The organism is Pseudomonas sp. R5(2019) (assembly GCF_009905435.1).
In the GTDB taxonomy this organism is placed as follows: domain Bacteria; phylum Pseudomonadota; class Gammaproteobacteria; order Pseudomonadales; family Pseudomonadaceae; genus Aquipseudomonas.
Genome location: NZ_JAAAMT010000014.1, coordinates 34474 through 61287, shown reverse-complemented (window position 1 = coordinate 61287; position 26814 = coordinate 34474). Strand labels below are relative to the sequence as shown.

24 protein-coding genes and 1 pseudogene are annotated in these 26814 nt (G+C 61.1%); 10 read left to right on the top strand and 15 right to left on the bottom strand.

What is annotated here, in order from left to right:
* The first annotated feature begins 124 nt into the window (after window positions 1-124).
* From GUY40_RS11860 to GUY40_RS11840, 5 genes are all read left to right on the top strand, one after another.
* Window positions 125-1552 (top strand): di-heme oxidoredictase family protein, encoded by a 1428-nt coding sequence (locus GUY40_RS11860; protein ID WP_166569137.1) that lies wholly within the window; start codon window positions 125-127, stop codon window positions 1550-1552.
* Window positions 1553-1567: 15 nt separating this feature from the next.
* Window positions 1568-2632: an imelysin family protein gene (locus GUY40_RS11855; RefSeq protein WP_166569136.1), complete on the top strand. Its 1065-nt coding sequence runs from the start codon at window positions 1568-1570 to the stop codon at window positions 2630-2632.
* Between the two features lie 2 nt (window positions 2633-2634).
* Window positions 2635-3732: a DUF1513 domain-containing protein gene (locus tag GUY40_RS11850; protein WP_166569135.1), complete on the top strand. Its 1098-nt coding sequence runs from the start codon at window positions 2635-2637 to the stop codon at window positions 3730-3732.
* A gap of 136 nt (window positions 3733-3868) precedes the next feature.
* Entirely contained in the window at window positions 3869-5020 is a 1152-nt protein-coding gene (locus GUY40_RS11845; RefSeq protein WP_166569134.1) for an efflux RND transporter periplasmic adaptor subunit, read from the top strand.
* A gap of 14 nt (window positions 5021-5034) precedes the next feature.
* Window positions 5035-8085, top strand: coding sequence for a multidrug efflux RND transporter permease subunit (locus GUY40_RS11840; RefSeq protein ID WP_166569133.1), 3051 nt, complete (start codon window positions 5035-5037; stop codon window positions 8083-8085).
* A gap of 214 nt (window positions 8086-8299) precedes the next feature.
* Here GUY40_RS11840 and GUY40_RS28285 read toward each other — a convergent pair whose 3' ends face one another.
* The 10 genes and pseudogenes from GUY40_RS28285 to GUY40_RS11795 form a co-directional block, all read right to left on the bottom strand.
* Window positions 8300-8527, bottom strand: coding sequence for a hypothetical protein (locus tag GUY40_RS28285; RefSeq protein WP_166569132.1), 228 nt, complete (start codon window positions 8525-8527; stop codon window positions 8300-8302).
* Window positions 8524-8637 (bottom strand): annotated as a pseudogene (locus tag GUY40_RS28280) (InaA protein); the annotation flags it as partial. The gene GUY40_RS28285 and the pseudogene GUY40_RS28280, both read right to left, overlap by 4 nt.
* A gap of 27 nt (window positions 8638-8664) precedes the next feature.
* Entirely contained in the window at window positions 8665-9285 is a 621-nt protein-coding gene (locus tag GUY40_RS11830; RefSeq protein ID WP_306092841.1) for a class I SAM-dependent methyltransferase, read from the bottom strand.
* Between the two features lie 149 nt (window positions 9286-9434).
* Window positions 9435-10715, bottom strand: coding sequence for a HAMP domain-containing sensor histidine kinase (locus tag GUY40_RS11825; protein WP_166569130.1), 1281 nt, complete (start codon window positions 10713-10715; stop codon window positions 9435-9437).
* Complete coding sequence (gene colR, locus GUY40_RS11820; protein WP_166569129.1) at window positions 10705-11388, bottom strand: two-component system response regulator ColR; 684 nt, start codon at window positions 11386-11388, stop codon at window positions 10705-10707. Before colR ends, GUY40_RS11825 begins: the two co-directional genes overlap by 11 nt.
* 202 nt (window positions 11389-11590) lie before the next feature.
* Window positions 11591-13234, bottom strand: coding sequence for a chaperonin GroEL (groL, locus tag GUY40_RS11815; RefSeq protein WP_166569128.1), 1644 nt, complete (start codon window positions 13232-13234; stop codon window positions 11591-11593).
* Between the two features lie 47 nt (window positions 13235-13281).
* Window positions 13282-13575, bottom strand: a complete 294-nt coding sequence (locus GUY40_RS11810) for a co-chaperone GroES (RefSeq protein WP_166569127.1) — start codon at window positions 13573-13575, stop codon at window positions 13282-13284.
* A 252-nt stretch (window positions 13576-13827) separates the two neighbouring features.
* Window positions 13828-14298 carry an FxsA family protein gene (locus tag GUY40_RS11805; protein WP_166569126.1) on the bottom strand — a complete coding sequence of 157 codons (471 nt, stop codon included), beginning with the start codon at window positions 14296-14298 and terminating at the stop codon, window positions 13828-13830.
* Between the two features lie 64 nt (window positions 14299-14362).
* Complete coding sequence (locus GUY40_RS11800) at window positions 14363-15094, bottom strand: HugZ family protein (RefSeq protein ID WP_166569125.1); 732 nt, start codon at window positions 15092-15094, stop codon at window positions 14363-14365.
* A gap of 171 nt (window positions 15095-15265) precedes the next feature.
* A complete protein-coding gene (locus GUY40_RS11795) occupies window positions 15266-16273 on the bottom strand; it encodes a DUF481 domain-containing protein (RefSeq protein WP_166569124.1) in 1008 nt (335 codons plus the stop codon).
* 155 nt (window positions 16274-16428) lie between these two features.
* Between GUY40_RS11795 and GUY40_RS11790 the strand changes: the two genes are divergently transcribed.
* Window positions 16429-16782 (top strand): MGMT family protein, encoded by a 354-nt coding sequence (locus tag GUY40_RS11790; RefSeq protein ID WP_166569123.1) that lies wholly within the window; start codon window positions 16429-16431, stop codon window positions 16780-16782.
* A 42-nt stretch (window positions 16783-16824) separates the two neighbouring features.
* Complete coding sequence (locus GUY40_RS11785) at window positions 16825-18399, top strand: AmpG family muropeptide MFS transporter (protein ID WP_166569122.1); 1575 nt, start codon at window positions 16825-16827, stop codon at window positions 18397-18399.
* Window positions 18400-18522: 123 nt separating this feature from the next.
* Here GUY40_RS11785 and GUY40_RS11780 read toward each other — a convergent pair whose 3' ends face one another.
* Window positions 18523-19362, bottom strand: coding sequence for a mechanosensitive ion channel family protein (locus tag GUY40_RS11780; RefSeq protein WP_166569121.1), 840 nt, complete (start codon window positions 19360-19362; stop codon window positions 18523-18525).
* 128 nt (window positions 19363-19490) lie between these two features.
* A complete protein-coding gene (locus tag GUY40_RS11775) occupies window positions 19491-19976 on the bottom strand; it encodes a YajQ family cyclic di-GMP-binding protein (protein WP_166569120.1) in 486 nt (161 codons plus the stop codon).
* Between the two features lie 98 nt (window positions 19977-20074).
* Here GUY40_RS11775 and GUY40_RS11770 point away from each other — a divergent pair, with 98 nt between their 5' ends.
* From GUY40_RS11770 to GUY40_RS11760, 3 genes are read left to right on the top strand one after another with little or no spacing between them, the layout of a single operon-like run.
* On the top strand, window positions 20075-20992 hold the full coding sequence (locus GUY40_RS11770) for a putative 2-dehydropantoate 2-reductase (RefSeq protein ID WP_166569119.1): 918 nt from the start codon (window positions 20075-20077) through the stop codon (window positions 20990-20992).
* A 46-nt stretch (window positions 20993-21038) separates the two neighbouring features.
* Entirely contained in the window at window positions 21039-23075 is a 2037-nt protein-coding gene (locus GUY40_RS11765) for an ATP-binding protein (RefSeq protein ID WP_166569118.1), read from the top strand.
* A 2-nt stretch (window positions 23076-23077) separates the two neighbouring features.
* Window positions 23078-23650, top strand: coding sequence for a cob(I)yrinic acid a,c-diamide adenosyltransferase (locus tag GUY40_RS11760; protein WP_166569117.1), 573 nt, complete (start codon window positions 23078-23080; stop codon window positions 23648-23650).
* A gap of 253 nt (window positions 23651-23903) precedes the next feature.
* On the opposite strand, the gene GUY40_RS11755 is transcribed toward GUY40_RS11760, so the two are convergent.
* The 3 genes from GUY40_RS11755 to argJ all read right to left on the bottom strand — a co-directional run bounded on the left by GUY40_RS11755 (window position 23904) and on the right by argJ (window position 26766).
* Window positions 23904-24851 (bottom strand): Nudix family hydrolase, encoded by a 948-nt coding sequence (locus tag GUY40_RS11755; RefSeq protein WP_166569116.1) that lies wholly within the window; start codon window positions 24849-24851, stop codon window positions 23904-23906.
* On the bottom strand, window positions 24848-25480 hold the full coding sequence (locus GUY40_RS11750) for a glutathione S-transferase family protein (protein ID WP_166569115.1): 633 nt from the start codon (window positions 25478-25480) through the stop codon (window positions 24848-24850). The genes GUY40_RS11755 and GUY40_RS11750 overlap by 4 nt, the downstream gene beginning before the upstream one ends.
* A gap of 68 nt (window positions 25481-25548) precedes the next feature.
* Window positions 25549-26766 (bottom strand): bifunctional glutamate N-acetyltransferase/amino-acid acetyltransferase ArgJ, encoded by a 1218-nt coding sequence (gene argJ, locus GUY40_RS11745; protein ID WP_166569114.1) that lies wholly within the window; start codon window positions 26764-26766, stop codon window positions 25549-25551.
* Window positions 26767-26814: the final 48 nt, after the last annotated feature.

The window sequence follows — 26814 nt, the reverse complement described above, 5'->3', positions numbered from 1 at the left end:
TTTACCTGGCGGTGAATTAATCTTCATCCGCCAACGCTAAGCAAACGCAAATCCCTCTTATTCAAATCCCCTTAGCCTGCTAAGCTTGCACGCCCGTTTTTAACCCGCTTGCCCAGGATTATTGATGTCCTTGTCGCTTTCCCGTCTGCCCATCCTGCTGCTGGCCGTGACGCTGGCCAGCTGTGACGATGCCCCGCGCTTTACCCAGGCAGAACCTGGCGAGGCGCTGGCCGGTGGCAGTTCGACGGTCAACAAGCGTGACCAGAATGCCTTTTCCATGCCGTCGGCCAACCTGACGCCGATGCGGCGGCTGGACTTCAGTGTCGGCAACAGTTTTTTCAAAAGCCCCTGGGTGATCGCCCCGTCGACCACCACTGCACGGGATGGCCTGGGTCCGTTGTTCAATACCAACGCCTGCCAGAACTGCCATATCAAGGACGGTCGCGGTCACCCGCCCGGTCCCGATGACCACAACGCGGTGTCGATGCTGGTGCGCCTGTCGATCCCCGATGCCCCGGCCTATGCCAGGGAAATCGAACAATTGGGCATCGTCCCCGAGCCGGTCTACGGCGGGCAGTTGCAAGACATGGCGGTGCCGGGCGTCGCCCCGGAAGGCAAGGTGCGGGTCGACTACAGCCCGGTCGCCGTCACCTTCAAGGACGGCACCCAGGTCGAACTGCAGCGCCCGACGCTGAATATCACTCAGCTGGGCTACGGCCCGATGCACCCCGACGCCCGCCTCTCGGCGCGCATTGCCCCGCCGATGATTGGCCTGGGTCTGCTTGAAGCGATCCCGGAGGAAGCGATTCTCGCCAATGCCGACCCCGACGACCGCAACGGCGATGGCATCAAGGGCCGCCCCAATCGGGTCTGGGACGATGCCTTGGGCAAGACCGTACTCGGGCGCTTCGGCTGGAAGGCCGGTCAGCCCACGCTGGATCAACAAAATGTTCACGCCTTTTCAGGTGATATGGGCCTGACCACCCACCTCAGACCCGTCGATGATTGCACCCCCGCACAAACCGATTGCCTGGCCGCGCCCAACGGCAATGGCCCCAACGGTGAACCGGAGGTCAGCGAGAACATCCAGCGGCTGGTGCTGTTTTACACCCGTAACCTCGCCGTACCGATTCGACGCGACGTCGACTCCGCTCAGGCACTGGCCGGCAAGACCCTGTTCTTCCAGGCCGGTTGCCAGGGCTGCCATACCCCCTCTTTCACCAGCTCGGCCACTGCCGCCGAGCCGGAACAGGCCAATCAGCTGATCCGTCCGTACAGCGATCTGCTGCTGCACGACATGGGCCCGGGCCTGGCCGACAACCGCACCGAATTCAAGGCCGGTGGCCGCGACTGGCGCACCGCGCCGTTGTGGGGCATCGGGCTGACCGAAACGGTCAGCGGCCACACCCGCTTCCTGCATGACGGCCGAGCCCGCAATCTTTTGGAGGCGGTGCTCTGGCACGGCGGCGAAGCCGAGGCGGCCCGGCAACACGTTTTGACCTTCAATGCCGAGCAGCGCAGCGCGCTGCTGGCGTTCTTGAACTCACTCTAGAGAAAGGAGCCGGACATGTTCCGCCCCAAGCTGTTATTCACCAGCCTCGCCGCCCTTGCCCTGGGCGCCTGCTCGCCGCAAGACCCGCAGGCCGTGACCTCCGCCGCGATCGCCAAGCAGGTGATCCTGCCGACCTACAGCCGCTGGGTCGAAGCCGACCGCCAGCTGGCCGTCAGTGCCCTGGCGTATTGCGAAGGTAAATCCAGCCTTGAGACCGCCCGCGCCGACTTCCTCCACGCACAAAAAGCCTGGGCTGAACTGCAGCCCCTGCTGATCGGGCCACTGGCTGAAGGCAACCGCGCCTGGCAAGTACAGTTCTGGCCAGACAAAAAGAACCTGGTCGGCCGTCAGGTCGAACAAATGGTGAACACCGAAACGCCGCCCGACGCCGCCGCCCTGGCCAAGTCCAGTGTTGTGGTCCAGGGCCTGTCGGCTTACGAATACATCCTTTTCGACAGCAAGCCGGACGTGGCCGATGCCGCTCAGAAAGCCCGCTACTGCCCGCTGCTGGTGGCCATTGGCGAGCGCCAGAAGGTGTTGGCCGAAGAGATTCTGGCACGCTGGAACACCAATGACGGCATGCTGGCGCAGATGACCAAGTTCCCCAACCAGCGCTATGCCGATTCGCACGAAGCCATCGCCGATCTGCTCCGCGCCCAGGTCACCGCCCTCGACACCCTGAAGAAAAAGCTGGGCACCCCGATGGGCCGCCTGAGCAAAGGTATCCCCCAGCCGTTGCAGGCCGAAGCCTGGCGCAGCCAGTCGTCGATCAAGAGCCTGGAAGCCAGCCTGACTGCTGCTCAGACCGTCTGGCTCGGGGTCGATAACAAAGGCCTGCGAGGCCTGTTGCCCAATGACCAAAAGGCCCTGGCCGACAAGATCGACGCCGCTTATGCCGATTCGCTCAAGCGCTTTGCCGACATCAAGGGCAGCCTGACCGAATTGCTCGACAGCGAGGCTGGCCGCCAGCAACTGAACGGCCTCTACGACAGCCTCAATACCGTCCACCGCCTGCACGAAGGCGAGCTGGCCAAGGCACTGGGCATCCAACTCGGCTTCAATGCCAACGACGGTGACTGATCATGTTGCGACGTCAGGTCCTCGCGGTCGGTAGCCTGCTGCTCAGCGCTGTGACGCTGGGTGGCTGGAAACTGTTCCAGCAAAAGGACAAGCAACCCCTGTTGCTATCGGCAAGGGACGACAGCGACGGCAAGCACTATGCCGTCGGCTATCGACTGGACGGCAGCCAGGTGTTCGCCACCCAGGTTGGCCAGCGTTGCCACGACATCATCAACCACCCGGAACTGCCGATTGCGCTGTTCGTGGCACGCCGGCCCGGTACCGAAAGCTACCTGGTCGACCTGCGCGACGGTAAGCTGCTGCAAACCGTGGTCTCCCAGCCGAACCGACACTTCTACGGTCATGCGGTCATCCACCGCAGCGGTGACTGGCTGTACGCCACCGAAAACGACACCACCGAGCCCGGCCGTGGCGTACTCGGCATTTACCGTTTCGAGCAGGACCGGCTGGTCTACAGCGGCGAAATCCCGACCCACGGCATTGGCCCGCATCAGGTGTCCTGGCTGCCGGACGGCGAGACCCTGGTGGTGGCCAACGGCGGTATCCGCACCGAAGCCGAAAGCCGCGTAGAGATGAACCTCGACGCCATGGAGCCGAGCCTGGTGCTGATGCAGCGCGACGGCACTTTGCTCAGCAAGGAAGTGCTCAGCCAGCAGATGAACAGCGTGCGACACCTGGCCATCGCCGCCGACGGCACAATCGTCGCCGGGCAGCAGTTCATGGGCCCGTCCCATGAAACCGCGGAACTGCTGGCGATCAAGCGCCCGGGCGAGCCGTTCAAAGCCTTCGCGGTGGGTGAGGAGCAGCTGCAGTCGATGGCGCATTACACCGCCAGCGTCGCCATTCACAGCGAATTGCGACTGGTGGCGTTGACCGCTCCACGGGCCAATCGCTTTTTCATCTGGGACCTGGATACCGCAGCCGTGCGCCTGGATGCACCGCTCCCCGACTGCGCCGGGGTCGGCGCGGTCAAGGACGGTTTTGTGGTGACCTCAGGCCAAGGCCGCTGCCGTTTTTACGACTGCCGCAAGGCGCAGCTCATGGGTACTCCGCTGCCATTGCCGGCAGGGCTCTGGGACAACCACCTGCACCTGATCTGAAGCAAACGTCGAGAAACGGACTTCTCAGACGGCAGCAAACGCGTAATATTTCGCAATATTGCACATTGGCGTTACTTCGTTTGCGCGAATAATGTGCGCGCCTGCTCTCAACGTCTTTTTTCCAAGGAACTGGAATATGCTGCGCCGCCGCATGTTGATCATGTTAGGGGTTGTGTTGCTGATTATGCTGGTATTGGGGAGCTATAAAGCCTTCTCGATCTACCAGCAAATCCAGCAATTCTCCGTGCCGAAGCCACCCATCAGCGTGGCCGCGGTCACGGCGGAACAACGCGACTGGCAGGTCCGCCTGCCAGCGGTGGGCAGCCTCAAGGCGCTGCAGGGGGTCGACCTCAGCCTGGAAGTGGCCGGTACCGTCAAGGCGGTGCAATTCGAGTCCGGGCAGAAGGTCAAGGTGGGTCAGCCGCTGGTGCAACTCGACAGCGACGTCGAAACCGCACTGCTGGGCACCGCCCAGGCGGACCTCGGTCTGGCCCAGCTCGATTACGGCCGCGGCGCGCAACTGGTCGGCAGCCAGGCCATCTCCAAGGGCGAGTTCGACCGCCTCAACGCACAACTGCAGAAAAACAAGGCTACCGTGGCCCAACTCAAGGCGTCGCTGGCGAAAAAGAGCATTGTTGCGCCTTTCTCCGGCACCGTCGGCATCCGCAAGGTGGATGTCGGCGACTACCTGGCCAGCGGCACGGTCATCGCCACCCTTCAGGATTTGAGCAGCCTCTACGTCGACTTTTTTGTGCCCGAGCAGCACGTGCCAAAACTGGCGCTGGGGCAAAAGGTCATGGTCAGCGTTGCGGCTTACCCCGGGCAATCTTTCGAAGGCACGGTCAGTGCGATCAACCCCAAGGTTGAAGACACCACCCGCAATGTGATGGTGCGCGCCACCCTGGCCAACCCCGACGGCAAATTGCTCCCGGGCATGTTCGCCAACCTGCAGGTCCTGATGCCTGAGCCCAAGCCTTCCATTGTCGTGCCTGAAAGCGCCATCACCTACACGCTGTATGGCAACTCGGTGTACGTGGTCGCCGAGAGAAAGGCTGAGGACGGCCAGGTGCAGAAGACCGCCGAAGGCCAGCCGGTGCTGTTCGCCGACCGCCGCTTTGTCGAGACCGGCGAGCGCCGTGATGGTTGGGTGGTGATCGACAAGGGCTTGAACAGTGGCGAGCAGGTCGTGACCGCCGGCCAGTTGAAGCTCAATCAAGGCGCCCAAATCGCGATCAGCCCAGACAAGGCCGTACAGGCCGACAAGAACAGCCCGCCGCGCGCCGACTGATCAAGGACATCCCCATGGCTTTTACAGATCCGTTCATACGCCGCCCCGTGCTGGCTACGGTGATCAGCCTGCTGATCGTGCTGCTGGGCGTTCAGGCGTACGGCAACCTCACCATCCGCCAATACCCGCAGATGGAAAACGCCCTGATCACGGTGACCACCGCCTACCCCGGTGCCAACGCCGAAACCATTCAGGGCTACATTACCCAGCCCATGCAGCAAAGTCTGGCGAGCGCCGAAGGCATCGACTACATGACCTCGGTAAGCCGCCAGAACTTCTCGGTGATTTCGATCTACGCCCGCATCGGCGCCGACAGCGACCGGATGTTCACCGAGTTGCTGGCCAAGGCCAACGAGGTCAAGAACAAGCTGCCGCAAGACGCCGAAGACCCGGTGCTGAGCAAGGAAGCCGCCGATGCCTCGGCACTGATGTACATCAGCTTCTTCAGCAGTGAGCTGAGCAACCCGCAAATCACCGACTACCTGTCGCGGGTGATCCAGCCCAAGCTGGCGACACTGCCAGGCATGGCCGAGGCACAAATCCTCGGCAACCAGGTGTTCGCCATGCGGATCTGGCTCGACCCGGTCAAGCTCGCAGGCTATGGACTGAGCGCCACCGACGTCACCGATGCGGTACGCCGCTACAACTTCCTCTCCGCCGCAGGTGAGGTGAAGGGCCAGTACATCGTTACCAGCATCAACGCCACCACCGAACTCAAGTCGGCCGAAGCCTTCGCCGCCATCCCCTTGAAGACCGAAGGCGACAGTCGCGTTCTGCTGGGTGATGTGGCGCGGGTGCAGATGGGCGCCGAAAACTACGACAGTGTCAGCTCGTTCGATGGCACGCCGTCGGTGTACATCGGCATCAAGGCCACCCCCGGCGCCAACCCGCTCGACGTGATCAAGGAAGTGCGCAAGATCATGCCGGAGCTGGAGTCACAGTTGCCACCGAACCTGAAAGTCGAAATCGCCTACGACGCCACGCGCTTTATCCAGGCCTCGATCAATGAAGTGGTCAAGACCCTGGTTGAAGCGGTGATGATCGTGATCGTGGTGGTGTTCCTGTTCCTCGGCGCGCTGCGGTCGGTGTTGATCCCGGTGATCACCATCCCGCTGTCGATGATCGGCGTGCTGTTTTTCATGCAGTTGATGGGCTATTCGATCAACCTGCTGACCCTGCTGGCGATGGTGCTGGCCATCGGCCTGGTGGTCGACGATGCGATTGTGGTGGTGGAGAACATCCATCGCCATATCGAGGAAGGCAAGACGCCGTACGATGCCGCGCTGGAAGGCGCCCGTGAGATCGCCATGCCGGTGGTCTCGATGACCATCACGCTGGCGGCGGTGTACGCACCTATCGGCTTTCTGCAAGGCCTGACGGGCGCCTTGTTCAAGGAGTTCGCCCTGACTCTGGCCGGGGCCGTGGTGATCTCCGGCATCGTCGCCCTGACCCTCTCGCCAATGATGTGTGCCCTGCTGCTGCGCCACGACGAGAACCCGTCCGGCCTTGCCCATCGCCTCGACCAGATTTTCGAACGCTTGAAACGGCGCTACCAGCAGATACTCCACGGCACGCTCAATACCCGGCCAGTCGTGCTGGTGTTCGCCGCCATCGTCATGTGCCTGATTCCGGTGCTGCTGATGTTCACCCGCTCGGAGCTGGCGCCGGATGAAGACCAGGGCGTCATTTTCATGATGGCCACGGCACCACAGCCGACCAACCTGGATTACCTGAGCAGCTATACCGACGAGTTCATCTCGATCTTCAAGGCGTTCCCCGAGTACTACTCCTCGTTCCAGATCAACGGCTTCAACGGTGTGCAATCGGGTATCGGCGGCTTCCTGCTCAAGCCCTGGGACGAGCGTGACCGCACCCAAATGCAGCTTTTACCGGAAGTACAAACCAGGCTTGAGAATATCAGCGGCCTGCAGGTCTTTGGTTTCAACCTGCCTTCGCTGCCAGGCACCGGCGAAGGCCTGCCGCTGCAGTTTGTGATCAACACCCCGAACGACTACGAGTCGCTGCTGCAGGTCGCCGAGCGGGTCAAGGAGCGAGCGCTGGCCTCCGGCAAATTCGCCTTTCTCGACATCGACCTGGCGTTCGACAAGCCGGAAGTGGTGGTGGATATCGACCGCGCCAAGGCGGCGCAGATGGGCGTGTCGATGGACGCCCTCGGCGGCACCCTGGCGACCTTGCTGGGGGAGGCGGAAATCAATCGCTTCACCATCGAAGGACGCAGCTACAAGGTCATCGCCCAGGTCGAGCGGGCGTATCGCGACAACCCGGACTGGCTGACTCAGTATTACGTGCGCAACAACCAGGGCGAGATGCTGCCGCTTTCAACCCTGATCACCGTCAGCGACCGCGCCCGCCCCCGCCAGTTGAACCAGTTCCAGCAGCTCAACTCGGCGATCATCCAGGGTGTGCCGACGGTCAGCATGGGTGAAGCCATTTCCATCCTGCGCACCATCGCCAGCGAAGAGGCGCCTGCCGGGTTTGCCTTTGACTATGGCGGCCAAGCGCGTCAATTCGTGCAGGAAGGCAGTGCTCTGTGGGTTACCTTCGGCCTGGCTCTGGCGATCATTTTCCTGGTGCTGGCGGCGCAGTTCGAAAGCTTCCGAGACCCGCTGGTGATTCTGGTGACCGTGCCACTGTCGATCTGCGGGGCCTTGATTCCGCTGTTCCTGGGGCTATCGAGCATGAACATCTATACCCAGGTTGGCCTGGTGACCCTGATCGGCCTGATCAGCAAGCACGGGATCCTGATCGTCGAATTTGCCAACCAGCTTCGGCACGAAAAAGGCCTGACTGCCCGGGAAGCTGTCGAAGAGGCCGCATCGATCCGTTTGCGCCCGGTCTTGATGACCACCGCAGCGATGGTCTTTGGCATGGTGCCGCTGATTCTCGCCACCGGTGCCGGCGCGGTGAGCCGGTTCGATATCGGCATGGTGATCGCCACTGGCATGTCGATCGGTACCCTGTTCACGCTGTTCGTGCTGCCATGCGTCTATACCTTGCTGGCGTCCAAGGACAAGGCCGCCCAGGAGCAACCTCAAACCACCTGAAGCCCTGGTTTTTTTTGTGGGGGCGAGCTTGCTCGCGATGAGGCCCGCAAAACCGACAGCAACCTCGCACGGGTAGACGCGGATATCTACAACATGGCCTGGACCCTACTGGTGCTATCGCGAGCAAGCTCTGCTCCTGCGCGAACCACATGAGCTGACAGAAATCAAAAAGGCCTCGTCGTTTGACGAGGCCTTCAAGTGGTACGAAACAGTTTCAACCTTGTGGTCCCTTCCCTAGAGCAAGCCCGAACATCAACAGCAGTAAATCCTGATCAGGACTGACAGCTACCTGGGCCTTGATCAAGCGCGGTAGCGGGCAATGCCCACTGCCAATCGCTGCGCTGAGAATTTCAGGCCGAGGCACTTCCCAGGCGGCTGCCGCGGCAGTTGCCACGCCCAACGCACCCATAAGAAACAAACCTCGAGCTATTTCGAGTTTCATAGGCCTAAACCTTTGATAGGGTTGCCATACGCCTTGCTATAAAAATAGAGCACCTGGGCCCAGTCTGCGTCGCTGAACGACGAATGGCGACGCACTTGCCGAAGGTCGTTGGTTGGACACCCTACTGCCATCCTTTATTACTCCTTACGCAATACGTAAACGCGCCACATGGCATAGAGGGGTAAGGAGTCCAATCGTTTCTGGATGCGGAAACCCGATTGCTTGAATTCGGCCTCGACTGTAGCAGCCGGTAACACATAGCGATTCTGGAAACTGCCTTCGTCGTCCTTTTTCTCGCGTTCCTGTTCGAGCTTCTTGCGCCGCCAAGCCTTGAAGTTGCCGTCTACCCACAGCGAAAGGATCACGCTGTCACGTGTAACCCGTTGAAATTCCTTGAGCATTGCCAAGCGGTTAGAGGATTCGCCGATGTGGTGCATCAAGCGCATGCAGAAAATGCTATCGACAGCGTTGTTGGGCAAATCGATGTCGAACACTGATGTCTGCAAGGGTCGTACCCGTTCCACCACGTGTGCAGGCTGCGAGCGGCAGGCAGTCGCCAATATGTCGGCGCAATTGTCGGCGCCAATGATCACGCGGTTCATTTTTTGCGCCAGCAAGGGCCAGAAATGTCCTGCTCCGCAGGGTAGGTCCAGCACCAGGCCGGGCTCGCCGGCCAGCGCCAGCGCTCGCTGTGCCAGTTGCTCGTCACGTCGATGAGAAAGTCTGCGCGCCACTTCCAGCTTGATCGGGTTGCTCATGGTGCGCCTCCTGACTCTGATGGCCCACCTTAGGGGTGCGGTAGTCATTGTCAGGTCATGCGAATGTGAAAAAATCGTTAAGGCCTTCCTCAAACGTTTCAAGGTTTTACGAAGTCAAGAAGAGGCTAAATGCTACGACGGGAAGGCACTCAGCTTTTTTTCGGCGCCAGTTCAACCTGAAACCGGCAACCGTTTGGCTCCATGGTCGACAGCTCGACCGTCCAGCCCTGGTCATCGCAAATCCGCTGCACCAGCGAGAGGCCCAGGCCCAGGCCTTCGCCACGTTTCTCGTTGCCGCGCACAAAGGGCTGGAACATCGCTTCGCGCTTCTCTTCGGGAATCCCTATGCCGCTGTCTTCGACCCAGAAACGGTCGCCATCCAGGGTAAGGCGGATGAAGCCGCGCTCGGTGTAGTGAGCCGCGTTGCGAATCAGGTTGCCCATCACTGTTTGCAGGAAGGTGGTGTTGTGCAGCGTCGGTGAAACCTGACGCACCATAAAGCTTAACGTCAGGCCTTTTTGCTCGACAGGTTCACGCCACAGGCCGACCAAGTCGTCAGCAACCTGCGCCAGTGTGCTCTGGGACGCGGCGCTGGCGTTTTCATGCTGGGCACGTGCAAGCATCAGGAAGGTCTGGACCAGTTCACGCATTTGCGCGCAGGCCCGGGAGATACGCTCCACCTGGGCGCGGGCACGCTGGTCGAGGTCGGGGCTCACCAGCAGCAGCTCACAAGAGCTGGCGAGCACCATCAGTGGAGTGCGCAGCTCATGGCTGACGTCGCTGGTGAACAGACGCTCGCGGTTCAAGGCGTCACGCAGACGACCCAGGGTCGCATCGAAGGCTACCGCCAACTCGCCCACCTCATCTGCCGCGTAATCCGGCGCCAGCGGTGGCGCCAGACCCAGCAACTGGTCCCGGTGCCGCACTTGGCGTGCCAGCCGAACAACCGGCGCCATTACCCGGCGCGCCAGCACCCAACCGAGGAACACCGCCAGCGCCAGGCTGAGGACAAAACCGGTCACTACCACGGCAAAGAGTACACGCTCGCGCTCTTCGAAGTCGTTCTGGTCTTGCAGCAGCACGTAGCGACGACCGTCCACCACCTCGACCATGGCGTGATAGGACCGCTCCTCACGAAAGACTTCATGAAAGCCAGGGTCCAGATGACGCAGGTCTTGGGATACATCGAAATCACCCGGGCCGCCGCTGAAGTAGAACATCTGGTCTGGCTCTGGGCGATGGCTCCATTCGCTGACACTGTCCATCAGCAACAGGCGCTGCAGGTCGCCGCCCAGCCCGGCTGAGATCAGCTTCTTTTCCACCAGATGGACGGTGGCAACGATACCGAAGGCGAAGGCTCCGGCCACGAGCGCGGTCATCAAGGCAAAGGCGATGATAATCCGCTGAGCGAGGCTCTGCTTAAACTCCATCACGCCCCTCAGCCAGGCGATAGCCCACACCATGCACGGTCTGCAGCAGCGGCTTGTCGAACGGTTTGTCGATCACTTGGCGCAATTGGTGAACGTGGCTGCGCAAGCTGTCACTGTCGGGGCAATCGTCGCCCCACAGGGCTTCTTCGAGCACTTCGCGGCGCAGTACATGGGGGCTTTTCTGCATCAGCACCGCAAGCAACTTCAGGCCCACCGGGTTGAGCTTGAGCCGGCGCCCTTCGCGGGTGACTTCCAGGGTGTCCAGGTCATAGTTCAGGTCACCGACCTGCAAGCAGCGCTTGCCGCCACCCTGGCTACGGCGCAATACCGCCTCGATCCGCGCGGTGAGCTCGGAGAGCGCAAAGGGCTTGAGCAAGTAATCGTCAGCGCCGGAGCGAAAGCCTTGCAGGCGGTCATCCAGCTGGTCCCGTGCGGTCAGCATGATGACAGGGGTGTCACGGCGAGCGTCTTCGCGCAGGCGCTTGCACAGGGTATAGCCGTCGATTCCCGGCAGCATGATGTCGAGCACGATCAGGTCGTAATGCTCGGTTGCCGCCAGGTGCAGGCCCGACAAACCGTCTTGCGCACAGTCCACGGTGTAACCTTTCAGCCCCAGGTAATCGGCCAGGTTGGCAAGGATATCGCGGTTGTCTTCAACCAGTAGAATTCGCATTGGGCTCTCTCTTTGTCCGCAGCTTTCGCCCTCGTGGCAGGCGCAGCTTAAGGCCTGTTCGGGCGCAGGGCTAGGGCGTGTTTCGTCACGCCGGTTCAAGCGGTCACTGCTGCGACAAAAACCAGAAGGCCCGGTGCAATGCACCGGGCCTTCTGGTTAAAACGGGGGTTAACCCGTTTCGAGGTTAGCCGGGTAGGCTGGCTTACATCATGCCGCCCATGCCACCCATGCCGCCCATGTCTGGCATGCCGCCGCCAGCTGGTGCTGCAACCTTCATCTCAGCGACCATGGCTTCGGTGGTGATCATCAGCGAGGCGATCGAGGAAGCAGCTTGCAGTGCCGAACGGGTCACTTTGGCTGGGTCCAGGATACCCATTTCGATCATGTCGCCGTATTCGCCGGTGGCAGCGTTGTAGCCGTAGTTGCCGCTACCTTGCTTGATCTTGTCGACGACTACGCTTGGCTCGTCACCGGAGTTGGCAACGATCTGGCGCAGAGGTGCTTCAACAGCACGACGCAGCAGAGCGATACCCACGTCCTGGTCGGCGTTGTCGCCTTTCAGGGCCTCGATAGCTTGCAGGGCGCGAACCAGTGCAACACCACCGCCAGGCACCACGCCTTCTTCAACGGCTGCACGGGTAGCGTGCAGGGCGTCTTCAACGCGGGCTTTCTTCTCTTTCATTTCAACTTCGGAGCCCGCGCCAACCTTGATCACTGCAACGCCGCCAGACAGCTTGGCCAGACGCTCTTGCAGTTTTTCACGGTCGTAGTCCGAGGAAGTGTCGGCCACTTGCTGACGGATCTGGACAACGCGAGCCTGGATGTCTGCCTCAACGCCAGCACCGTCGATGATGGTGGTGTTTTCTTTGGACAGAACAACGCGCTTGGCGTTACCCAGGTGCTCCAGAGTGGTGCTTTCCAGGCTCAGGCCGATCTCTTCGGAGATAACGGTACCGCCGGTCAGAACGGCGATGTCCTGCAGCATGGCCTTGCGACGGTCACCGAAGCCAGGTGCCTTGACGGCAGCGACTTTGACGATACCGCGCATGTTGTTCACAACCAGAGTCGCCAGGGCTTCGCCTTCAACGTCTTCGGCAACGATCAGCAGTGGGCGGCCGGCTTTGGCAACGGCTTCCAGTACTGGCAGCATTTCGCGGATGTTGGAGATCTTCTTGTCGACCAGCAGGATCAGCGGGCCGTCGAGCTCGGCAACCATGGTGTCCGGCTTGTTGACGAAGTACGGGGACAGGTAGCCACGGTCGAACTGCATGCCTTCTACGACCGACAGTTCGTTTTCCAGGCCCGAGCCTTCTTCAACGGTGATCACGCCTTCTTTACCGACTTTTTCCATGGCTTCGGCAATGATGTCGCCGATGGAGTTGTCGGAGTTGGCGGAGATGGTGCCGACCTGAGCGATTGCCTTGGAGTCAGTGCATGGCTTGGCCTGGTTTTTCAGCTCGGCAACAATGGCGATGGTCGCCTTGTCGATGCCGCGCTTCAGGTCCATCGGGTTCATGCCGGCAGCGACGGCTTTCAGGCCTTCGTTGACGATGGCTTGAGCCAGAACGGTAGCAGTGGTGGTGCCGTCGCCTGCGTCATCGTTGGCGCGCGAAGCGACGTCCTTGACCAGCTGGGCGCCCATGTTTTCAAAGGCGTCGTCCAGTTCGATTTCTTTGGCTACGGACACGCCATCCTTGGTGATGGTCGGTGCGCCGAAGCTTTTGGCCAGGATCACGTTACGGCCTTTCGGGCCCAGGGTCGCTTTTACCGCGTCAGCCAGAACGTTGACACCGACCAGCATTTTCTTACGGGCGGAATCGCCAAATTTAACTTCTTTAGCAGCCATGATCGTTATTCCTTAAATACTTTTTAGTAACGGGAAACCAGCGGTAATCAAGCTTCGATGACAGCGAGAATTTCGTTCTCGCTCATCACCAGCAGGTCTTCGCCGTCAACTTTCACAGTGTTGCTGCCCGAGTACGGGCCGAAAACGACCTTGTCACCCACTTTCACGGCCAGCGCGCGGACTTCGCCGTTGTCCAGCACACGGCCAGTGCCAACAGCGACGATTTCGCCACGGTTAGGCTTTTCGGCGGCCGAACCCGGCAGAACGATACCGCCAGCGGTTTTCGATTCTTCTTCGCTGCGACGGATTACGACGCGGTCATGCAGAGGACGAAGCTTCATTGTCGATCTCTCCTAATTGTGGTTTTCATCGGCCGGTATCGGCACCGGCAGGTTGGTTCATCCGACGGTGCCGGTCACGACTCGCCAGGCGAGCCGCGTAAGTTAAATGTCTGGCCAGGGCCAGAAACCTTGCGGTGACCCATACATGAGGTCGCTCCAGCGGATTACAAGTGCTGCCCATGAAATTTTTTGCATCACCGGGCACAAATGAACACGGCCCCATCAGGGGCCGTGTTCATGAAAGGGCGAAGCTTACCGGTCACGCCGCTCGTACTCGCCTTCGATCACATCGGGCTTGCGAGGCGCACCCTGGGCAGGACCGCGACGCTGGGCGTCAAGGTCATCGGCAAACGCGCGCTGGCGCATGGCCTGCTCTTGGGCGCGCTCGCGCATCTTGCGGCCCAGCAAACGACGGGTGAAAGGCAGCAGGCAAATCAAACCGATCACATCGCTGATAAAGCCTGGCAACAGCAGCAATCCGCCACCCACCGCCAGCAGCATGCCCTGGAACATCTGCTCGGCTGGCAGCTCGCCCCGCTGCAGGCTTTCACGGGCACGCAGCGCGGTGGCCAGACCCGCCACCCGCACCACCAGGACACCCAGGGCGGAACCGGCGATGATCAACAGCAGCGCCGGGAAAAATCCGATCGCGGTGCTGACCTTGAAAAAGACGTACAGCTCCAGTACCGGAAAAAGTAGAAAAAACAGTAGAAATGCACGCATTACGGGTTCCTCTGCGCAAGACATCCTTGCAGTAAACCCTAGATGACGGCGACTTCCCGTTATTTCAAGCCTTGGCCTCTACAACATCAGGCCATTGGTCAGCATGAGCCAGAGAAACCAGGGCTTCGCGGACTTGTGTCGGCGTGTTGCAAGATTCAGCAAATGGCAGCCAGTAGAGCGTCTGACCGATCCTCAGGTGCATGCCTTCGCTGTCGATACCCGCCAGCTGCGCAGGCGCATGCCTGGGCAACCCGGCCAATTCGACATAGTGGGTGATGGCTTTGGCGTGGTCGGCATTCATGTGCTCGACCATGCTCAGTTCAGCCTTGCCTGCGAATGGGTTGGCGAGCGTCAAATCATCGACCCAGTGGATGGCACCGAAGCCACCGATGTAGCGATGACGCACGGGCTTGAGCACCCAGAAATCGAAATCGTGAGCCTTGTGATAGTTGCTCGACTCGGGGAAATAACGGTAGTAACGCTCCGCGGCGGCAGCGATCGTTTCAGGGTCGCTGAGCTGGCTGGCTTCGGCCAACACGGTCAGCCGCCCGACGGCCTGCACATCCTCGGCACCACGCTCGCCAACCAGCAGTGAACACTTGGGATCAAGTTGCAGGTTGTGGGTGTGCTGGGCGATGCGGCTGATAAGGATCAGCGGGTGACCCTGGGCGTCCAGGCAGTAAGGCACCACGGAGCCGAAGGGAAAGCCCGGCATCGATTTGGAGTGGGTGGACAACACCCCCCGGTATTCTTTGAGCAGCAGCGCACGCGCTTGCTTGGCAGCTTTGAGGCTCACCCTGTGACTCCTTGATAGACAGGCTTCAGGTTGCAGGATCGACGTAAGAGCCGGGCTTGCCCGCGAGGCGGTGTACCTGACACACCGCGGTGCGCCTATCGCTGGCGAGCCATGCTCCTACACAAGGTAAGCGCTATCAACCGCATTTGCCAGGAAGCCGGTGGGCGGGCGTTACCAGGCCACGCCGAAACCTGCGGTGTAACGGGTCTTGTCCAGGTCGCTGTCGTTGGTGCCGCTGATGATATCTTTCTCGGCCTTGAGGTTGAGCGAGGCCCACTCGGTGACCTTGTAGCGCAAGCCAACCTCGGCATCGAGGCTGTAGTTGGCGACGTTACCCAACGGCTTGCCCACTTCACCGTTGGTGAAGAATTCGACTTTCTTGCCAACCAGGTAACGGTTGTAATCCCACTTCACGCCCAACGAGTAGAAGTTGTCCTTGCCGCCGTCGGCATATTCGTAGTCGGTCCGGTTGAGCAACGACCCAAGCGAGAACGCGCCCAGTTCGTTATCCCAGAACTGGTAGCCAGGGCCGGTACCGATGGTGCGCTGGCGAGCCAGGTCTTCGATATGGTCGCGCTTGTAATTCAAGCGCCCCTGCCAGAACCACTTGTCGGTAATAAAGCGGTCAAGCGCGTATTCGGCGCCCCAGTTGTTGGTCGTGGTGACCTCGTCCTGGGCTTCGCGGTTGTATTCGCCTTCGGCATTGTGACGCCAGCGGCCATGGCGAGCCGTGGTCTTGAAGTCGACGTCGTAGTTTTCGGTGTCGGTTTCGGCCTGCTTATAGTCCAACCCCACGTCGACGTTGCCCTTGAGCACCAGGTCTTCAACCACAGGCTTGGGCTTGAGGATCTGCTGGATGCTGGACAGTTCCACCGTCTTCGGCGCCTCGCCATTGGCCAGGGTGACCTTGCCGTCTTCGGCCGCGCTCAGCGACTTGGCCCTCTCACCGGTGTACTCGTCTTGCTTGACCAGTAGCTCCTGGTCGCTTTCGAGAGTCTTGACCTTCTTCATGTCGATAGCCACCGAGCCACCGTACTCGGTGTCGAGCAGCAGTTTACCGCCATCGAAAAACTTGATCTTGCCGCTCAGGCGATCTCCATTCTTCATGAATACGGTATCGGCGACAGCGGCCGACGAGGCGCTGACAACGGCAAGGCACAGCAGGGCTCTAGACAACATAAGCAAATTCAAGGCTCTGGTTCGCGAAAAAATCGGGCATTATCCGGATAGACGCACCCCGAGCAAGGACTGACCGGACGAATTGCGATGAGTTCAATGCTTGATTGCATCGGTAATGGCGCGTTGAACCACCTCAAGCGCAGAGGGTACGGGCGATGAGCCGCACTTCAGAAGCTGTTGACGAGGATGCCGTGGCCCGACGAATGGCCCTCTACGTGGCACTTGGCCAAGTACCTGAAGGCAAGGTCGTCAGCTATGGTCAACTGGCGGAGCTGGCCGGCCTCGGTCGCGCTGCTCGCTGGGTCGGCCGTACACTGAGCCAGTTACCCGACGGCACACGCCTGCCCTGGCACCGGGTGGTCGCAGCCGGAGGCCGAATCAGCCTGCCATCGGGCACAGTGTCAGGCGATGAACAGCGCGCGCGGCTGCGGGCCGAAGGCATCACTGTCCGGAACAACCGTGTGGATATTAAGTGCCATGGCTGGCGCCCGATGGAGCACAGCGGTTAGAGTGCGCGCTTTGTTTTCGTAAACTGAGGCAGATTTCAGCTCATGCCGCGTAAAACCTGGCGCGCCGCGCTCGCCGCTTATGCCAGCCCTTCAACACTCGTGCTACTGCTGCTCGGCTTTGCCGCCGGGATGCCGTACATGCTGGTGTTTTCAACGCTTTCGGTCTGGTTACGCGAGGCCGGCGTGGCCCGCGAAACCATCGGCTATGCCAGCCTGATCGGCCTGGCCTATGCCTTTAAATGGGTCTGGTCGCCACTGCTCGACCAATGGCGCCTGCCGCTGCTGGCGAAGATGGGCAGGCGACGGTCTTGGCTGATGCTCTCGCAAGTGCTGGTGATCATCGGCCTGGTCGGCATGGGCTTTTGCGACCCGCAAAAACACCTGTCGTGGCTGATCGCCCTCGCCGTGCTGGTGGCCTTCGCCTCGGCCACCCAAGACATCGCCGTCGACGCCTACCGCCTGGAAATCGCCGAGGAGAGCCGCCAGGCGGCCCTGGCCGCCAGCTACATGGCCGGCTATCGCATGGCGGCGCTGCTGGCCACGGCCGGTGCACTGTTTTTCGCCGAACGCTTCGGCTCTACCGGCTTCAGTTACCTGCACGAGGCCTGGACCGGCACCTACGTGCTGTTCGGCGTGCTGATGGTGCCCGCACTGATCACCACCCTGCTGATGCGCGAACCGCCAGTGTCGCTACGGACCCAGCTGTCTGCCGCGCGTTACGGTTTCAGCCACCAACTGATCTCGGTATTCGTGCTGATCGTGCTGCTGGTTTCGGTCCCGGCGATGTTCACCCAGCTCTACAACACCGACTTCGCCAGCGTGCTGTTCGAAGGCGCCAGCGTGCTCGACCTGCTGCTCGAAGACCGAGCCTTCCTGCGTGCCATCCTCTATACCCTGCTCACCGGCCTGTGCCTGTCGTCCTTGGGCCGCCGTGGCCTGGCGCCAGTGCTGACGCCGGTGAACGACTTCATCCTGCGCTACCGCTGGCAGGCGCTGTTGCTGCTGGGCTTGATCGCGACTTACCGGATGTCCGATACGGTCATGGGCGTGATGGCCAACGTGTTCTACATCGACCAGGGCTTCACCAAGGAGCAGATCGCCAGCGTCAGCAAGATCTTCGGCCTGATCATGACCCTGCTGGGCGCAGGTTTTGGCGGCTTGTTGATTGTGCGCTTCGGCATTCTGCCAATCCTGTTTATCGGCGGTGCGGCGTCAGCGGCGACCAATATCCTGTTTCTGATTCTGGCCGACATGGGCCCAAACCTGCAGATGCTGGTGGTGACCATTTCGCTCGATAACTTCAGCTCAGGCCTCGCCACTTCGGCGTTCGTGGCCTACCTGTCGAGCCTGACCAACCTGAAGTTCTCCGCCACCCAGTACGCGCTGCTGAGCTCTATCATGCTGCTGCTGCCGCGCCTGATCGGCGGTTACTCCGGTGTGATGGTCGAGAAATGGGGTTATCACGATTTCTTCCTGATTACTGCCCTGCTCGGGGTGCCGACCTTGATCCTGATTGCATTGCAGTGGCGTCAGGAACACGGGCGCAATGGCGACGCCGTCGAAGAGCCTCCAGCGCCGGAAACACCCGTCAACGAGCCACCTTCGACCAAGGCATAAGCCAAAAAAAGCCCCGGGCAGTGGTCTGCACCGGGGCTTTTTCATGTTCCCTGCAGGAGCACAGCTTGCTGGCGATTACACCGCGAATATTCAGCCAGACCGCTTCGCTGGCAAGCCAGGCTCCTACACTGCCGCTTCCTGCACCACACGAATCACTCGCTGCGGAAAGGGAATGTCGATGCCCTCGGCCTTCAAGCGATCACGCGCCTGCTCGTTGAGCATGAACATCACGTCCCAGTAATCGGCGGTGTTGACCCAGATCCGCAAGGACACCGTGATGGAGCTGTCGCCCAGAGTCGACACCACCGCCTGCGGTGCAGGGTCAGCGAGCACGCGCGGGTCTTTGGCCAGCTCCAGCAAGACCTGGCGAGCCTTCTGCAAGTCGGCCTCGTAATCGACACCCACGTCAAACACCACCTTGCGGGTTGGCTGACGGTTGTAGTTGGTGATGATGCCGTTGGACAAATTGCCATTGGGCACAATGACCGTCTTGTTGTCGCCGGTACGCAGCACAGTGTGGAAGATCTGAATCGAGTCCACGGTACCGCTGACACCTTGCGCTTCGATCCAGTCGCCTATGCGGAAGGGACGGAACAGCAGAATCAGTACCCCGCCGGCAAAATTGGCCAGACTGCCTTGCAGCGCCAGGCCAATGGCCAGGCCGGCCGCACCGATCGCGGCAACGAACGAGGTGGTTTCCACGCCGATCATCGACGCGACACTGACCACCAGCAGCACTTTGAGGATGATATTGGCCAGGCTGCAGATAAAACCCTGCAGGGCCAGATCGGCATTGCGCAGGGCCAACAGCTTGCCCAGCCGATACGTCACTTTGTTGATCAACCACCAGCCGATGGCCAGGGTTATGACTGCCAGCAGCACCCGGCTGCCGTATTCCATCATCATCGGGATCCAGGTCTGCGATTGCTTGACCAGGTTATCCACTTCAGCGCTCAAATCCATAACATTCTCCTGAAAGCCAGGTGACAAAAACAAGGACGGGCCGCACAGGGCTGGATTGACACCAGCCCTGTGCGGCCCTGCCACGCATCTCGGACAACATCAGGCCCTCGAGGTTGCGCAGCGAGTGCTCAGTCGCGGAAGTTGTTGAACTGCAGCGGCATACCGAATTCCTTGCCGCGCAGGGCAGCAATGGCTTCTTGCAGGTCGTCGCGCTTCTTGCCAGTGACCCGTACCTGCTCGCCCTGGATGGCGGCTTGCACCTTGAGCTTGGCGTCCTTGATATGAGCAACGATCTTTTTCGCAAGCTCCTTGTCGATGCCTTCGCGCAGTTTGACTTCTTGCTTCATTTCCTTGCCGGAAGGGTACGCGTCCTTGACTTCCAGGCACTGGACATCGATCTTGCGCTTGACCATGGCGAGCTTGAGAATCTCGATCATCGCCTCAAGCTGAAACTCGGCTTCGGCGGTCAGATTGACCTGAAGATCCTTGTCCTTGAATTCGAAGCTACCCTTGCCCTTGAGGTCATAGCGGCGGTCCAGTTCCTTGATCGCGTTGTCGACCGCGTTGGTGACTTCGTGCTTGTCCAGTTCTGATACCACGTCGAACGACGGCATGTATTTCTCCAAAAAAAATGGCGCTGCTCGATTGAAGATGGAGCACGCCTGGTTTGACGGTTAAAATGCCGGATCATTATAACGGTTGCGAAAGTCCGATGAGCAGCACCTGGCATATTCTGGGCGCAGGCAGCCTGGGCAGTTTATGGGCAAGTCGACTGGCACGCGGTGGCAAGCCGGTGCAGTTGATCCTGCGTGACGCCACTCGCCTGATGGCCTACGAGGCCGCTGGCGGCTTGACGCTGATCGAACATGGCCAACCCACGACCCTGGCCATCCCCGCGCAGACACCGGACACTCAGGGGCCGATCCATCGACTGTTGGTGGCTTGCAAGGCTTACGATGCCGAACAGGCGGTTGCTCAGCTGGCACCGCGGCTGGCCTTTGATGCCGACGTCATCCTGCTGCAAAACGGCCTGGGCAGCCAGGACGCGGTGGCGAACAAGGTGCCTCATGCGCGTTGTATCTTTGCCTCGAGCACCGAAGGTGCCTTTCGTCAGGCCGATTGGCAGGTGGTCTTCGCCGGCCACGGCTTCAACTGGCTGGGCGATCCGGCCAACCCACTGCCGCCCGACTGGCTCGACGACCTGCAGGCCTGTGGCATCCCCCACCAGTGGACACCGGACATTCTCACGCGGCTGTGGCGCAAGCTGGCGCTCAATTGCGCGATCAACCCACTGACCGTGCTGCACGACTGCCGCAACGGCGGCCTGCAGGCTCACCACTGTGAAGTCGCCACCCTCTGCGCGGAGCTGGTCGAGTTGCTCCAGCGCTGTGGCCAGCCTCAAGCGGCTGAGCATTTAAGCGAAGAAGTCGAGCGGGTTATCCAGGCGACTGCCGCGAACTATTCTTCGATGTATCAGGATGTCGCTCAGGGCCGCCGTACCGAGATTCACTACTTGCTGGGGCATGTGTGCCGCGTCGCCGCCCGTCACGACTGCTCGCTGCCGCACCTGGAACGGCTCTACCGGCGCCTGGTCGAACACCTGAACGCACGCGGATTGCCCAGCGACTGATTCGAGCCTACCCTGCCCTTCCACCCACCGGGATCACGCCTTCACCATGCCATTGCGCGAACGCCTGGAAAACCTGCCGGTCGGCCAGAAGCTGCTGGCGGCCCTGCTGGTACTGTTGACCACCGTGCTGCTGGTCGCCAACCTGACCTTTATCAGCGCCGCCTACTGGATCTCCCAGGAAAGCATGGCGCCCCAGGCCCTTCAGACCATCGGCCGGCTGGTATCGAACCCGAAACTGGCGCAACAGGCGCTGGACTCGCAGCTCTCCGCCAAAGCCCTGCTCAACGAACTCAACAGCTACTCGCCCCTGCGCGCCGCCGCCCTGTATGACAGCGATGGCTCGTTGCTCGCGCAGCTGCAACACGGCGACGAGCTGCAATTGCCCAAGCGCTTGCGGCATATCGAAAGCTGGCGAATCACCGAGTTTCGCAGCACCCAGTTGATCAAGCTGCCGCGCCCCGGCCGGCCACCGGGCCATTTGCTGCTGGTGGCCAGCAGCGAGTTGCCCATGGCGTTCTATACCGGCACCTTGACCGCGAGCCTGGGCATTCTGGTGTTCAGTATCCTGCTGTGGATGGTGATTGCGCGTCAGATCAAGCGCCTGATCACCCAGCCGATCTACCGCCTTGAAGAATTGTCGCGCCAGGTCACCCGCGAGGAGAACTATGCACTGCGTGCCCAGCGCGGCAACCATGATGAAATCGGCAGCCTGGCCGAGGCCTTCAACACCATGCTGTCGCGCATCGAAGCGCGCGAGCAACAGCTCAAGCGCGCCCGCGACGAATTCCAGGCCGCGTTTGACCAGGCCCAGGGCCTGGCCGAGGAAACCCGCCACACCAACCGCAAGCTGGAGCTGGAAGTCCAGGTGCGCAGCAAGATCGAAAGAAAGCTCACCGGCTTTCAGAATTACCTCAACAGCATCATCGACTCCATGCCTTCGGCGCTGATCGCACTGGACGAGCAGCTTTACGTGACGCAATGGAATCAGGAGGCCAGTGCACTGTCCGGTACGCCGCTGGATGAAGCGCTGAACCAACCGATTTTTCTCGCCTTCGAGCCGCTCAAGCCATTCCTGCCGGAGCTCAAGAACACCGTGGAGCGCCACACCGTGGCGAAAATCGAACGGGTGACCTGGACCAAGGACGACGTTTCCCACCACTACGCCCTGACCTTTTACCCGCTGATGGGCGGCGCCGGGCGCGGCGTGGTGATCCGTATCGATGACATCACCCAGCGCCTGTCGTTGGAGGAAATGATGGTGCAATCCGAGAAAATGCTTTCAGTGGGTGGGTTGGCAGCCGGCATGGCGCACGAGATCAACAACCCCCTCGGCGCCATTTTGCATAACGTGCAGAACATCCGTCGGCGCCTGTCTGCGGACCTGCCGAGAAACATCGAGCAGGCCGCCGAGGCTGGCATCGACCTGGCCACCGTCAACCGTTACCTGCAGAGCCGGGAAGTGCCACAGTTGCTCGACGGCATCCAGCAGGCCGGGGCCCGGGCGGCCAAGATCGTCACCCACATGCTCAGCTTCAGCCGCCGCAGCAATCGCCAACTGGCGCCGTGTGACTTGCCGGCACTGATCGATCAAGCCGTGGAAATCGCCGGTAGCGACTTCGACCTGACCATCGGCTTCGACTTCAAGGGCCAGGCCATCAGCCGTCAGTTCGATCCCGCTTTGGGCCCCGTACCCTGCACCGCCAACGAGCTGGAACAGGTACTGCTCAATCTGCTCAAGAACGCGGCCCAGGCCATTCACCAGCGCACTGACAACAGCGAACCAGGGCACATCATCCTGCGCACCCGGCTCAACCCGCCGTGGGCAGAGATTCAGGTGGAAGACAACGGCGTCGGCATGCCCGAAAGCGTGCGCAAACGCACCTTCGAGCCGTTCTTCACCACCAAGGAGATCGGCCAGGGCACAGGGCTGGGGCTGTCGGTTTCGTACTTCATCATTACCAACAATCACAAAGGCCAGATGGAAGTGCATTCCACCCCTGGTGTGGGCACTTGCTTCACCCTGCGCCTGCCATTGGCGGCAAATTCGGTGACGCCGCCGCTGCCCACTAACGCGGAGTTTTGAGCATGGGCTTTCGCTTGTCGAAGATTTACACCCGCACCGGTGACAAGGGCGAAACCGGCCTGGGCGATGGCCGCCGAGTGCCCAAGGATCATCCACGGATCGAAGCGATTGGCGAGGTGGACAGCCTCAACAGTCAGCTGGGAGTGCTACTGGCCGGTTTGGCTGAGCAGCAGGCGGGGTGCCCGGCATTGGCCGAGGTCATCGAGGTACTCGCGCCCTGCCAGCATCGGCTGTTCGATTTGGGCGGCGAGTTGGCGATGCCGGCTTATCAGGCTTTGAATGAGGCCGAAGTGCAGCGACTGGAGGCCGCGATTGATTTGTGGAACGAAGAGCTTGGACCACTGGAAAACTTCATCTTGCCCGGCGGCTCGATGCTAGTGGCCCAGGCCCACGTCTGCCGCAGCCTGGCTCGCAGTGCCGAGCGGCGTTGCCAGCATTTGAATGCCGAGGAGCCGTTGCAGGGAGTGGGGTTAGCGTATATCAACCGACTGTCGGACTTGCTGTTCGTGGCGTCGCGGCTGATTGGCCGGCGTCAAGGCGTGGCGGAAATTCTGTGGGAACCTGCCAAGCCCTGAAAAGCATCGCGGGCAAGCCCTGCTCCTACAGCCCCGTAGGAGCAGGGCTTGCCCCAATGCCGGTCAGTTAAGGCATTGAACGACACAACCCCTGTGGGAGCGGATTTATCCGCGAATGAATACACCGCGGTTTTTCAGGCATTGCGCGTCATCGTTCATTCGCGGATAAATCCGCTCCCACAGAATCTATGCGTTAACTGACTGGCATTGGGGCTTGCCCGCGATAGGCCTGACGCAATTTAATGGATTGGACTCAGTCCGGCTGAGGCCAGAACGCCCGAATCCCTGCCACACCCTGCGCACCGGCTGCCCAAGCCTGTTCGCGCTGAGCAGCACCCACGCCACCGAGCAGATACACCGGCTTGCTGAAACCTACGATCAGGCGCGCCGCCTGATCCCAGCCCAGCGGCTCGGCGCCAGGATGGGTCAGCGTCGCCTGCACTGGCGAGAGGGTGACGAAATCCACATCCATCTGCTCCGCCAGCGACAGCTCTTCGGCATTGTGGCAGGACGCCGCCAACCAGCGCGCTTTGGGAAACGGACGACCGTTGCGGGCGTATTTGCGTAGCTGCGCGGAAGTCAGGTGCCAGCCGGCCGCCGGAAAATCGCCCAGCCACTCCAGCGGCCCCTTGAGCATCAACTGCGCCTTGCCCGCACACAAGCCGACCGCGTCCACAGCCAGGTCGCGGTAGCTCGGGTCATAGCCGTTGGGGGCACGCAGTTGCAGCAAGCGGGTGCCGTTGGTGATGGCTTTCTGCATGCCACGCAGCAAGGTGGGTGTTTCCAGACCTTCCGGGGTAATCAGGTAGTCGGAGGGCAGACGCGCCGCCGCGACGATCGGCTGGTTGGCTTCAGGGAAGCCATAATTCGGCAACTCGCGGGCGGTCACCCAAGCCAGCGGCTGGCCCTCGGCACCGTGGGGTTTGCCAGTAAATGCCGACACCTCCCAGACATCCAACAACACCTGTTTGTCCGGATAGTCATGCTTGACCTGAATCAACGGCCGGGCGGCGGTGACGGTGATGCCCAGCTCCTCTTTGAGCTCACGCGCCAGGCCTTGCGAGACGCTTTCGCCCTCTTCGACCTTACCGCCCGGGAACTCCCACAAGCCGCCTTGATGCTGACTATCGGCTCGGCGGGCAATCAGGATTCGGTCATCAATGCCGCGGATTACCGCAGCCGCAACATGCACCCGCTTCACAGCCCACGCTCCGTCAGACCCGCCTGCTGCCAGGTCTTGAACGCTGGCCATTGATAGATCGCCTCGATGTAGGCCAGAGCCTCGCTCGGCAATTCGACCCGGTAGGTGCGCAAACGCACCGCGACCGGGGCGAAGAAAGCATCCGCGAGGCTGAATTCGCCAAACAGGAACGGCCCTTTTTCCACCGCCGCGGCACGGCATTCCCACCACAGCGCAACGATACGGTCGATGTCGGCCTGGACTTCTGCCGGCATCGGTGTCAACGCCTGGTCACGGCTCAGGTCGAACGGCATATTGCCGCGCAGGGCGAAGAAACCACTGTGCATCTGGGCGCAGGCCGAGCGGGCCTGGGCGCGAGCGGCGATGTCTTGCGGCCAGAGATGGGCCTCGGGGAAGCGCTCGGCCAGGTACTCGCCAATCGCCAGGGAGTCGGCGATGGTGCCATGCTCGCTTTTGAGCAGCGGTACTTTGCCCGTTGGCGAATGCTCGAGAATCCGCGCGTGAGTGTCGGCCTGGTTCAGCTTGATGATCTGTTCAGTGTAGGCCGCCTCGGTCAGCTTAATCGCCAGCGCGGCGCGCAGTGACCAGGAGGAATACAGTTTGTCGCCGATGATCAGGTGAAGGCTCATGGTTCGGCTCCATCTTCAGGGAAAGAAAGGGGGCCATTGGCCCCCTCGTAACGCGTGTAGTTCAAGACTCAGGTGCGGTACTCGGCGTTGATCTTGACGTACTCGTGGGACAGGTCGGTGGTCCAGATCGTTTCGCTGCAGGTGCCACGGCCCAATTCGATACGAATGGTGATTTCTTCACGGGCCATGACGGCCGCGCCCTGGGCTTCGGTATAGGTCGCGCTGCGGCCGCCCTTGCTGGCGATATTGACTTCGCCCAGGTACACGTCGATCAGGCTGACATCCAGGTTCGGCACACCGGCACGGCCGACAGCGGCCAGGATGCGGCCCCAGTTCGGGTCAGAAGCAAACAGAGCAGTCTTGATCAGCGGCGAATGAGCCACCGCATAGCCGACGTCCAGGCATTCCTGGTGGTTGCCGCCGCCGTTGACTTCAACGGTCACGAACTTGGTCGCGCCTTCGCCGTCGCGCACGATCGCCTGGGCGACTTCCATGCAGACTTCGAACACGGCCTTTTTCAAGGCTTCGAACAGCGGACCGCTGGCCTGCGTGATTTCAGGCACATCCGCCTTGCCGGTGGCGATCAACATGCAGCAGTCGTTGGTCGAAGTGTCGCCGTCAATGGTGATGCGGTTGAATGACTTGTTGGCGCCATCGAGCATCAAGTCCTTGAGCACCGCCGGCGACACCTTGGCGTCGGTGGCGATGTAGCCGAGCATGGTCGCCATGTTCGGGCGAATCATGCCGGCACCCTTGCTGATTCCGGTCACGGTGACGGTCACGCCTTCGTGCTGGAACTGGCGGCTGGCACCTTTTGGCAAGGTGTCGGTGGTCATGATGCCGGTGGCGGCTTCAGCCCAGTGGTCTTCCGACAGATCGTCCAGCGCGGCTTGCAGCGCGCCTTCGATCTTCTCGACCGGCAGCGGCTCACCGATCACACCGGTGGAAAACGGCAGCACGGCGCTGGCGTCGACACCGGTCAGCTCGGCCAGTTTGGCGCAAGTGCGTTCGGCAGCGGCCAAGCCCGGTGCACCGGTACCGGCGTTGGCATTGCCGGTGTTGGTCAGCAGGTAACGCACGGTGCCTTGTACACGTTGCTTGGAGAGGATCACGGGAGCGGCGCAAAAGGCGTTCAGGGTGAACACGCCGGCAACGCTGGAGCCTTCGGCGCAGCGCATGACCACAACGTCCTTGCGCCCCGGGCGCTTGATGCCCGCAGAGGCGATGCCGAGTTCGAAGCCGGGAACCGGGTGCAACGTTGGCAAAGGACCAAGACCAACAGCCATGAAAGCGCTCCTAGAGAATAATCCGCGCCGGGGTCTTCCCCTGCGCAT

What these genes read in the sequence shown, in the direction of transcription:
- GUY40_RS11850 (WP_166569135.1), top strand. Translation starts at nt 2,635, where the DNA reads ATGTTGCGACGTCAGGTCCTCGCGGTCGGTAGCCTGCTGCTCAGCGCT.
- GUY40_RS11760 (WP_166569117.1), top strand. Translation starts at nt 23,078, where the DNA reads ATGGGCTTTCGCTTGTCGAAGATTTACACCCGCACCGGTGACAAGGGC.
- argJ (WP_166569114.1), bottom strand. Translation starts at nt 26,766, where the DNA reads ATGGCTGTTGGTCTTGGTCCTTTGCCAACGTTGCACCCGGTTCCCGGC.
- GUY40_RS11795 (WP_166569124.1), bottom strand. Translation starts at nt 16,273, where the DNA reads ATGTTGTCTAGAGCCCTGCTGTGCCTTGCCGTTGTCAGCGCCTCGTCG.
- GUY40_RS11785 (WP_166569122.1), top strand. Translation starts at nt 16,825, where the DNA reads ATGCCGCGTAAAACCTGGCGCGCCGCGCTCGCCGCTTATGCCAGCCCT.
- groL (WP_166569128.1), bottom strand. Translation starts at nt 13,234, where the DNA reads ATGGCTGCTAAAGAAGTTAAATTTGGCGATTCCGCCCGTAAGAAAATG.
- GUY40_RS11775 (WP_166569120.1), bottom strand. Translation starts at nt 19,976, where the DNA reads ATGCCGTCGTTCGACGTGGTATCAGAACTGGACAAGCACGAAGTCACC.
- GUY40_RS11825 (WP_166569130.1), bottom strand. Translation starts at nt 10,715, where the DNA reads ATGGAGTTTAAGCAGAGCCTCGCTCAGCGGATTATCATCGCCTTTGCC.
- GUY40_RS11805 (WP_166569126.1), bottom strand. Translation starts at nt 14,298, where the DNA reads ATGCGTGCATTTCTACTGTTTTTTCTACTTTTTCCGGTACTGGAGCTG.
- GUY40_RS11860 (WP_166569137.1), top strand. Translation starts at nt 125, where the DNA reads ATGTCCTTGTCGCTTTCCCGTCTGCCCATCCTGCTGCTGGCCGTGACG.
- GUY40_RS11845 (WP_166569134.1), top strand. Translation starts at nt 3,869, where the DNA reads ATGCTGCGCCGCCGCATGTTGATCATGTTAGGGGTTGTGTTGCTGATT.
- colR (WP_166569129.1), bottom strand. Translation starts at nt 11,388, where the DNA reads ATGCGAATTCTACTGGTTGAAGACAACCGCGATATCCTTGCCAACCTG.
- GUY40_RS11780 (WP_166569121.1), bottom strand. Translation starts at nt 19,362, where the DNA reads ATGGATTTGAGCGCTGAAGTGGATAACCTGGTCAAGCAATCGCAGACC.
- GUY40_RS11750 (WP_166569115.1), bottom strand. Translation starts at nt 25,480, where the DNA reads ATGAGCCTTCACCTGATCATCGGCGACAAACTGTATTCCTCCTGGTCA.
- GUY40_RS28285 (WP_166569132.1), bottom strand. Translation starts at nt 8,527, where the DNA reads ATGAAACTCGAAATAGCTCGAGGTTTGTTTCTTATGGGTGCGTTGGGC.
- GUY40_RS11770 (WP_166569119.1), top strand. Translation starts at nt 20,075, where the DNA reads ATGAGCAGCACCTGGCATATTCTGGGCGCAGGCAGCCTGGGCAGTTTA.
- GUY40_RS11855 (WP_166569136.1), top strand. Translation starts at nt 1,568, where the DNA reads ATGTTCCGCCCCAAGCTGTTATTCACCAGCCTCGCCGCCCTTGCCCTG.
- GUY40_RS11790 (WP_166569123.1), top strand. Translation starts at nt 16,429, where the DNA reads ATGAGCCGCACTTCAGAAGCTGTTGACGAGGATGCCGTGGCCCGACGA.
- GUY40_RS11840 (WP_166569133.1), top strand. Translation starts at nt 5,035, where the DNA reads ATGGCTTTTACAGATCCGTTCATACGCCGCCCCGTGCTGGCTACGGTG.
- GUY40_RS11810 (WP_166569127.1), bottom strand. Translation starts at nt 13,575, where the DNA reads ATGAAGCTTCGTCCTCTGCATGACCGCGTCGTAATCCGTCGCAGCGAA.
- GUY40_RS11830 (WP_306092841.1), bottom strand. Translation starts at nt 9,285, where the DNA reads ATGAGCAACCCGATCAAGCTGGAAGTGGCGCGCAGACTTTCTCATCGA.
- GUY40_RS11765 (WP_166569118.1), top strand. Translation starts at nt 21,039, where the DNA reads ATGCCATTGCGCGAACGCCTGGAAAACCTGCCGGTCGGCCAGAAGCTG.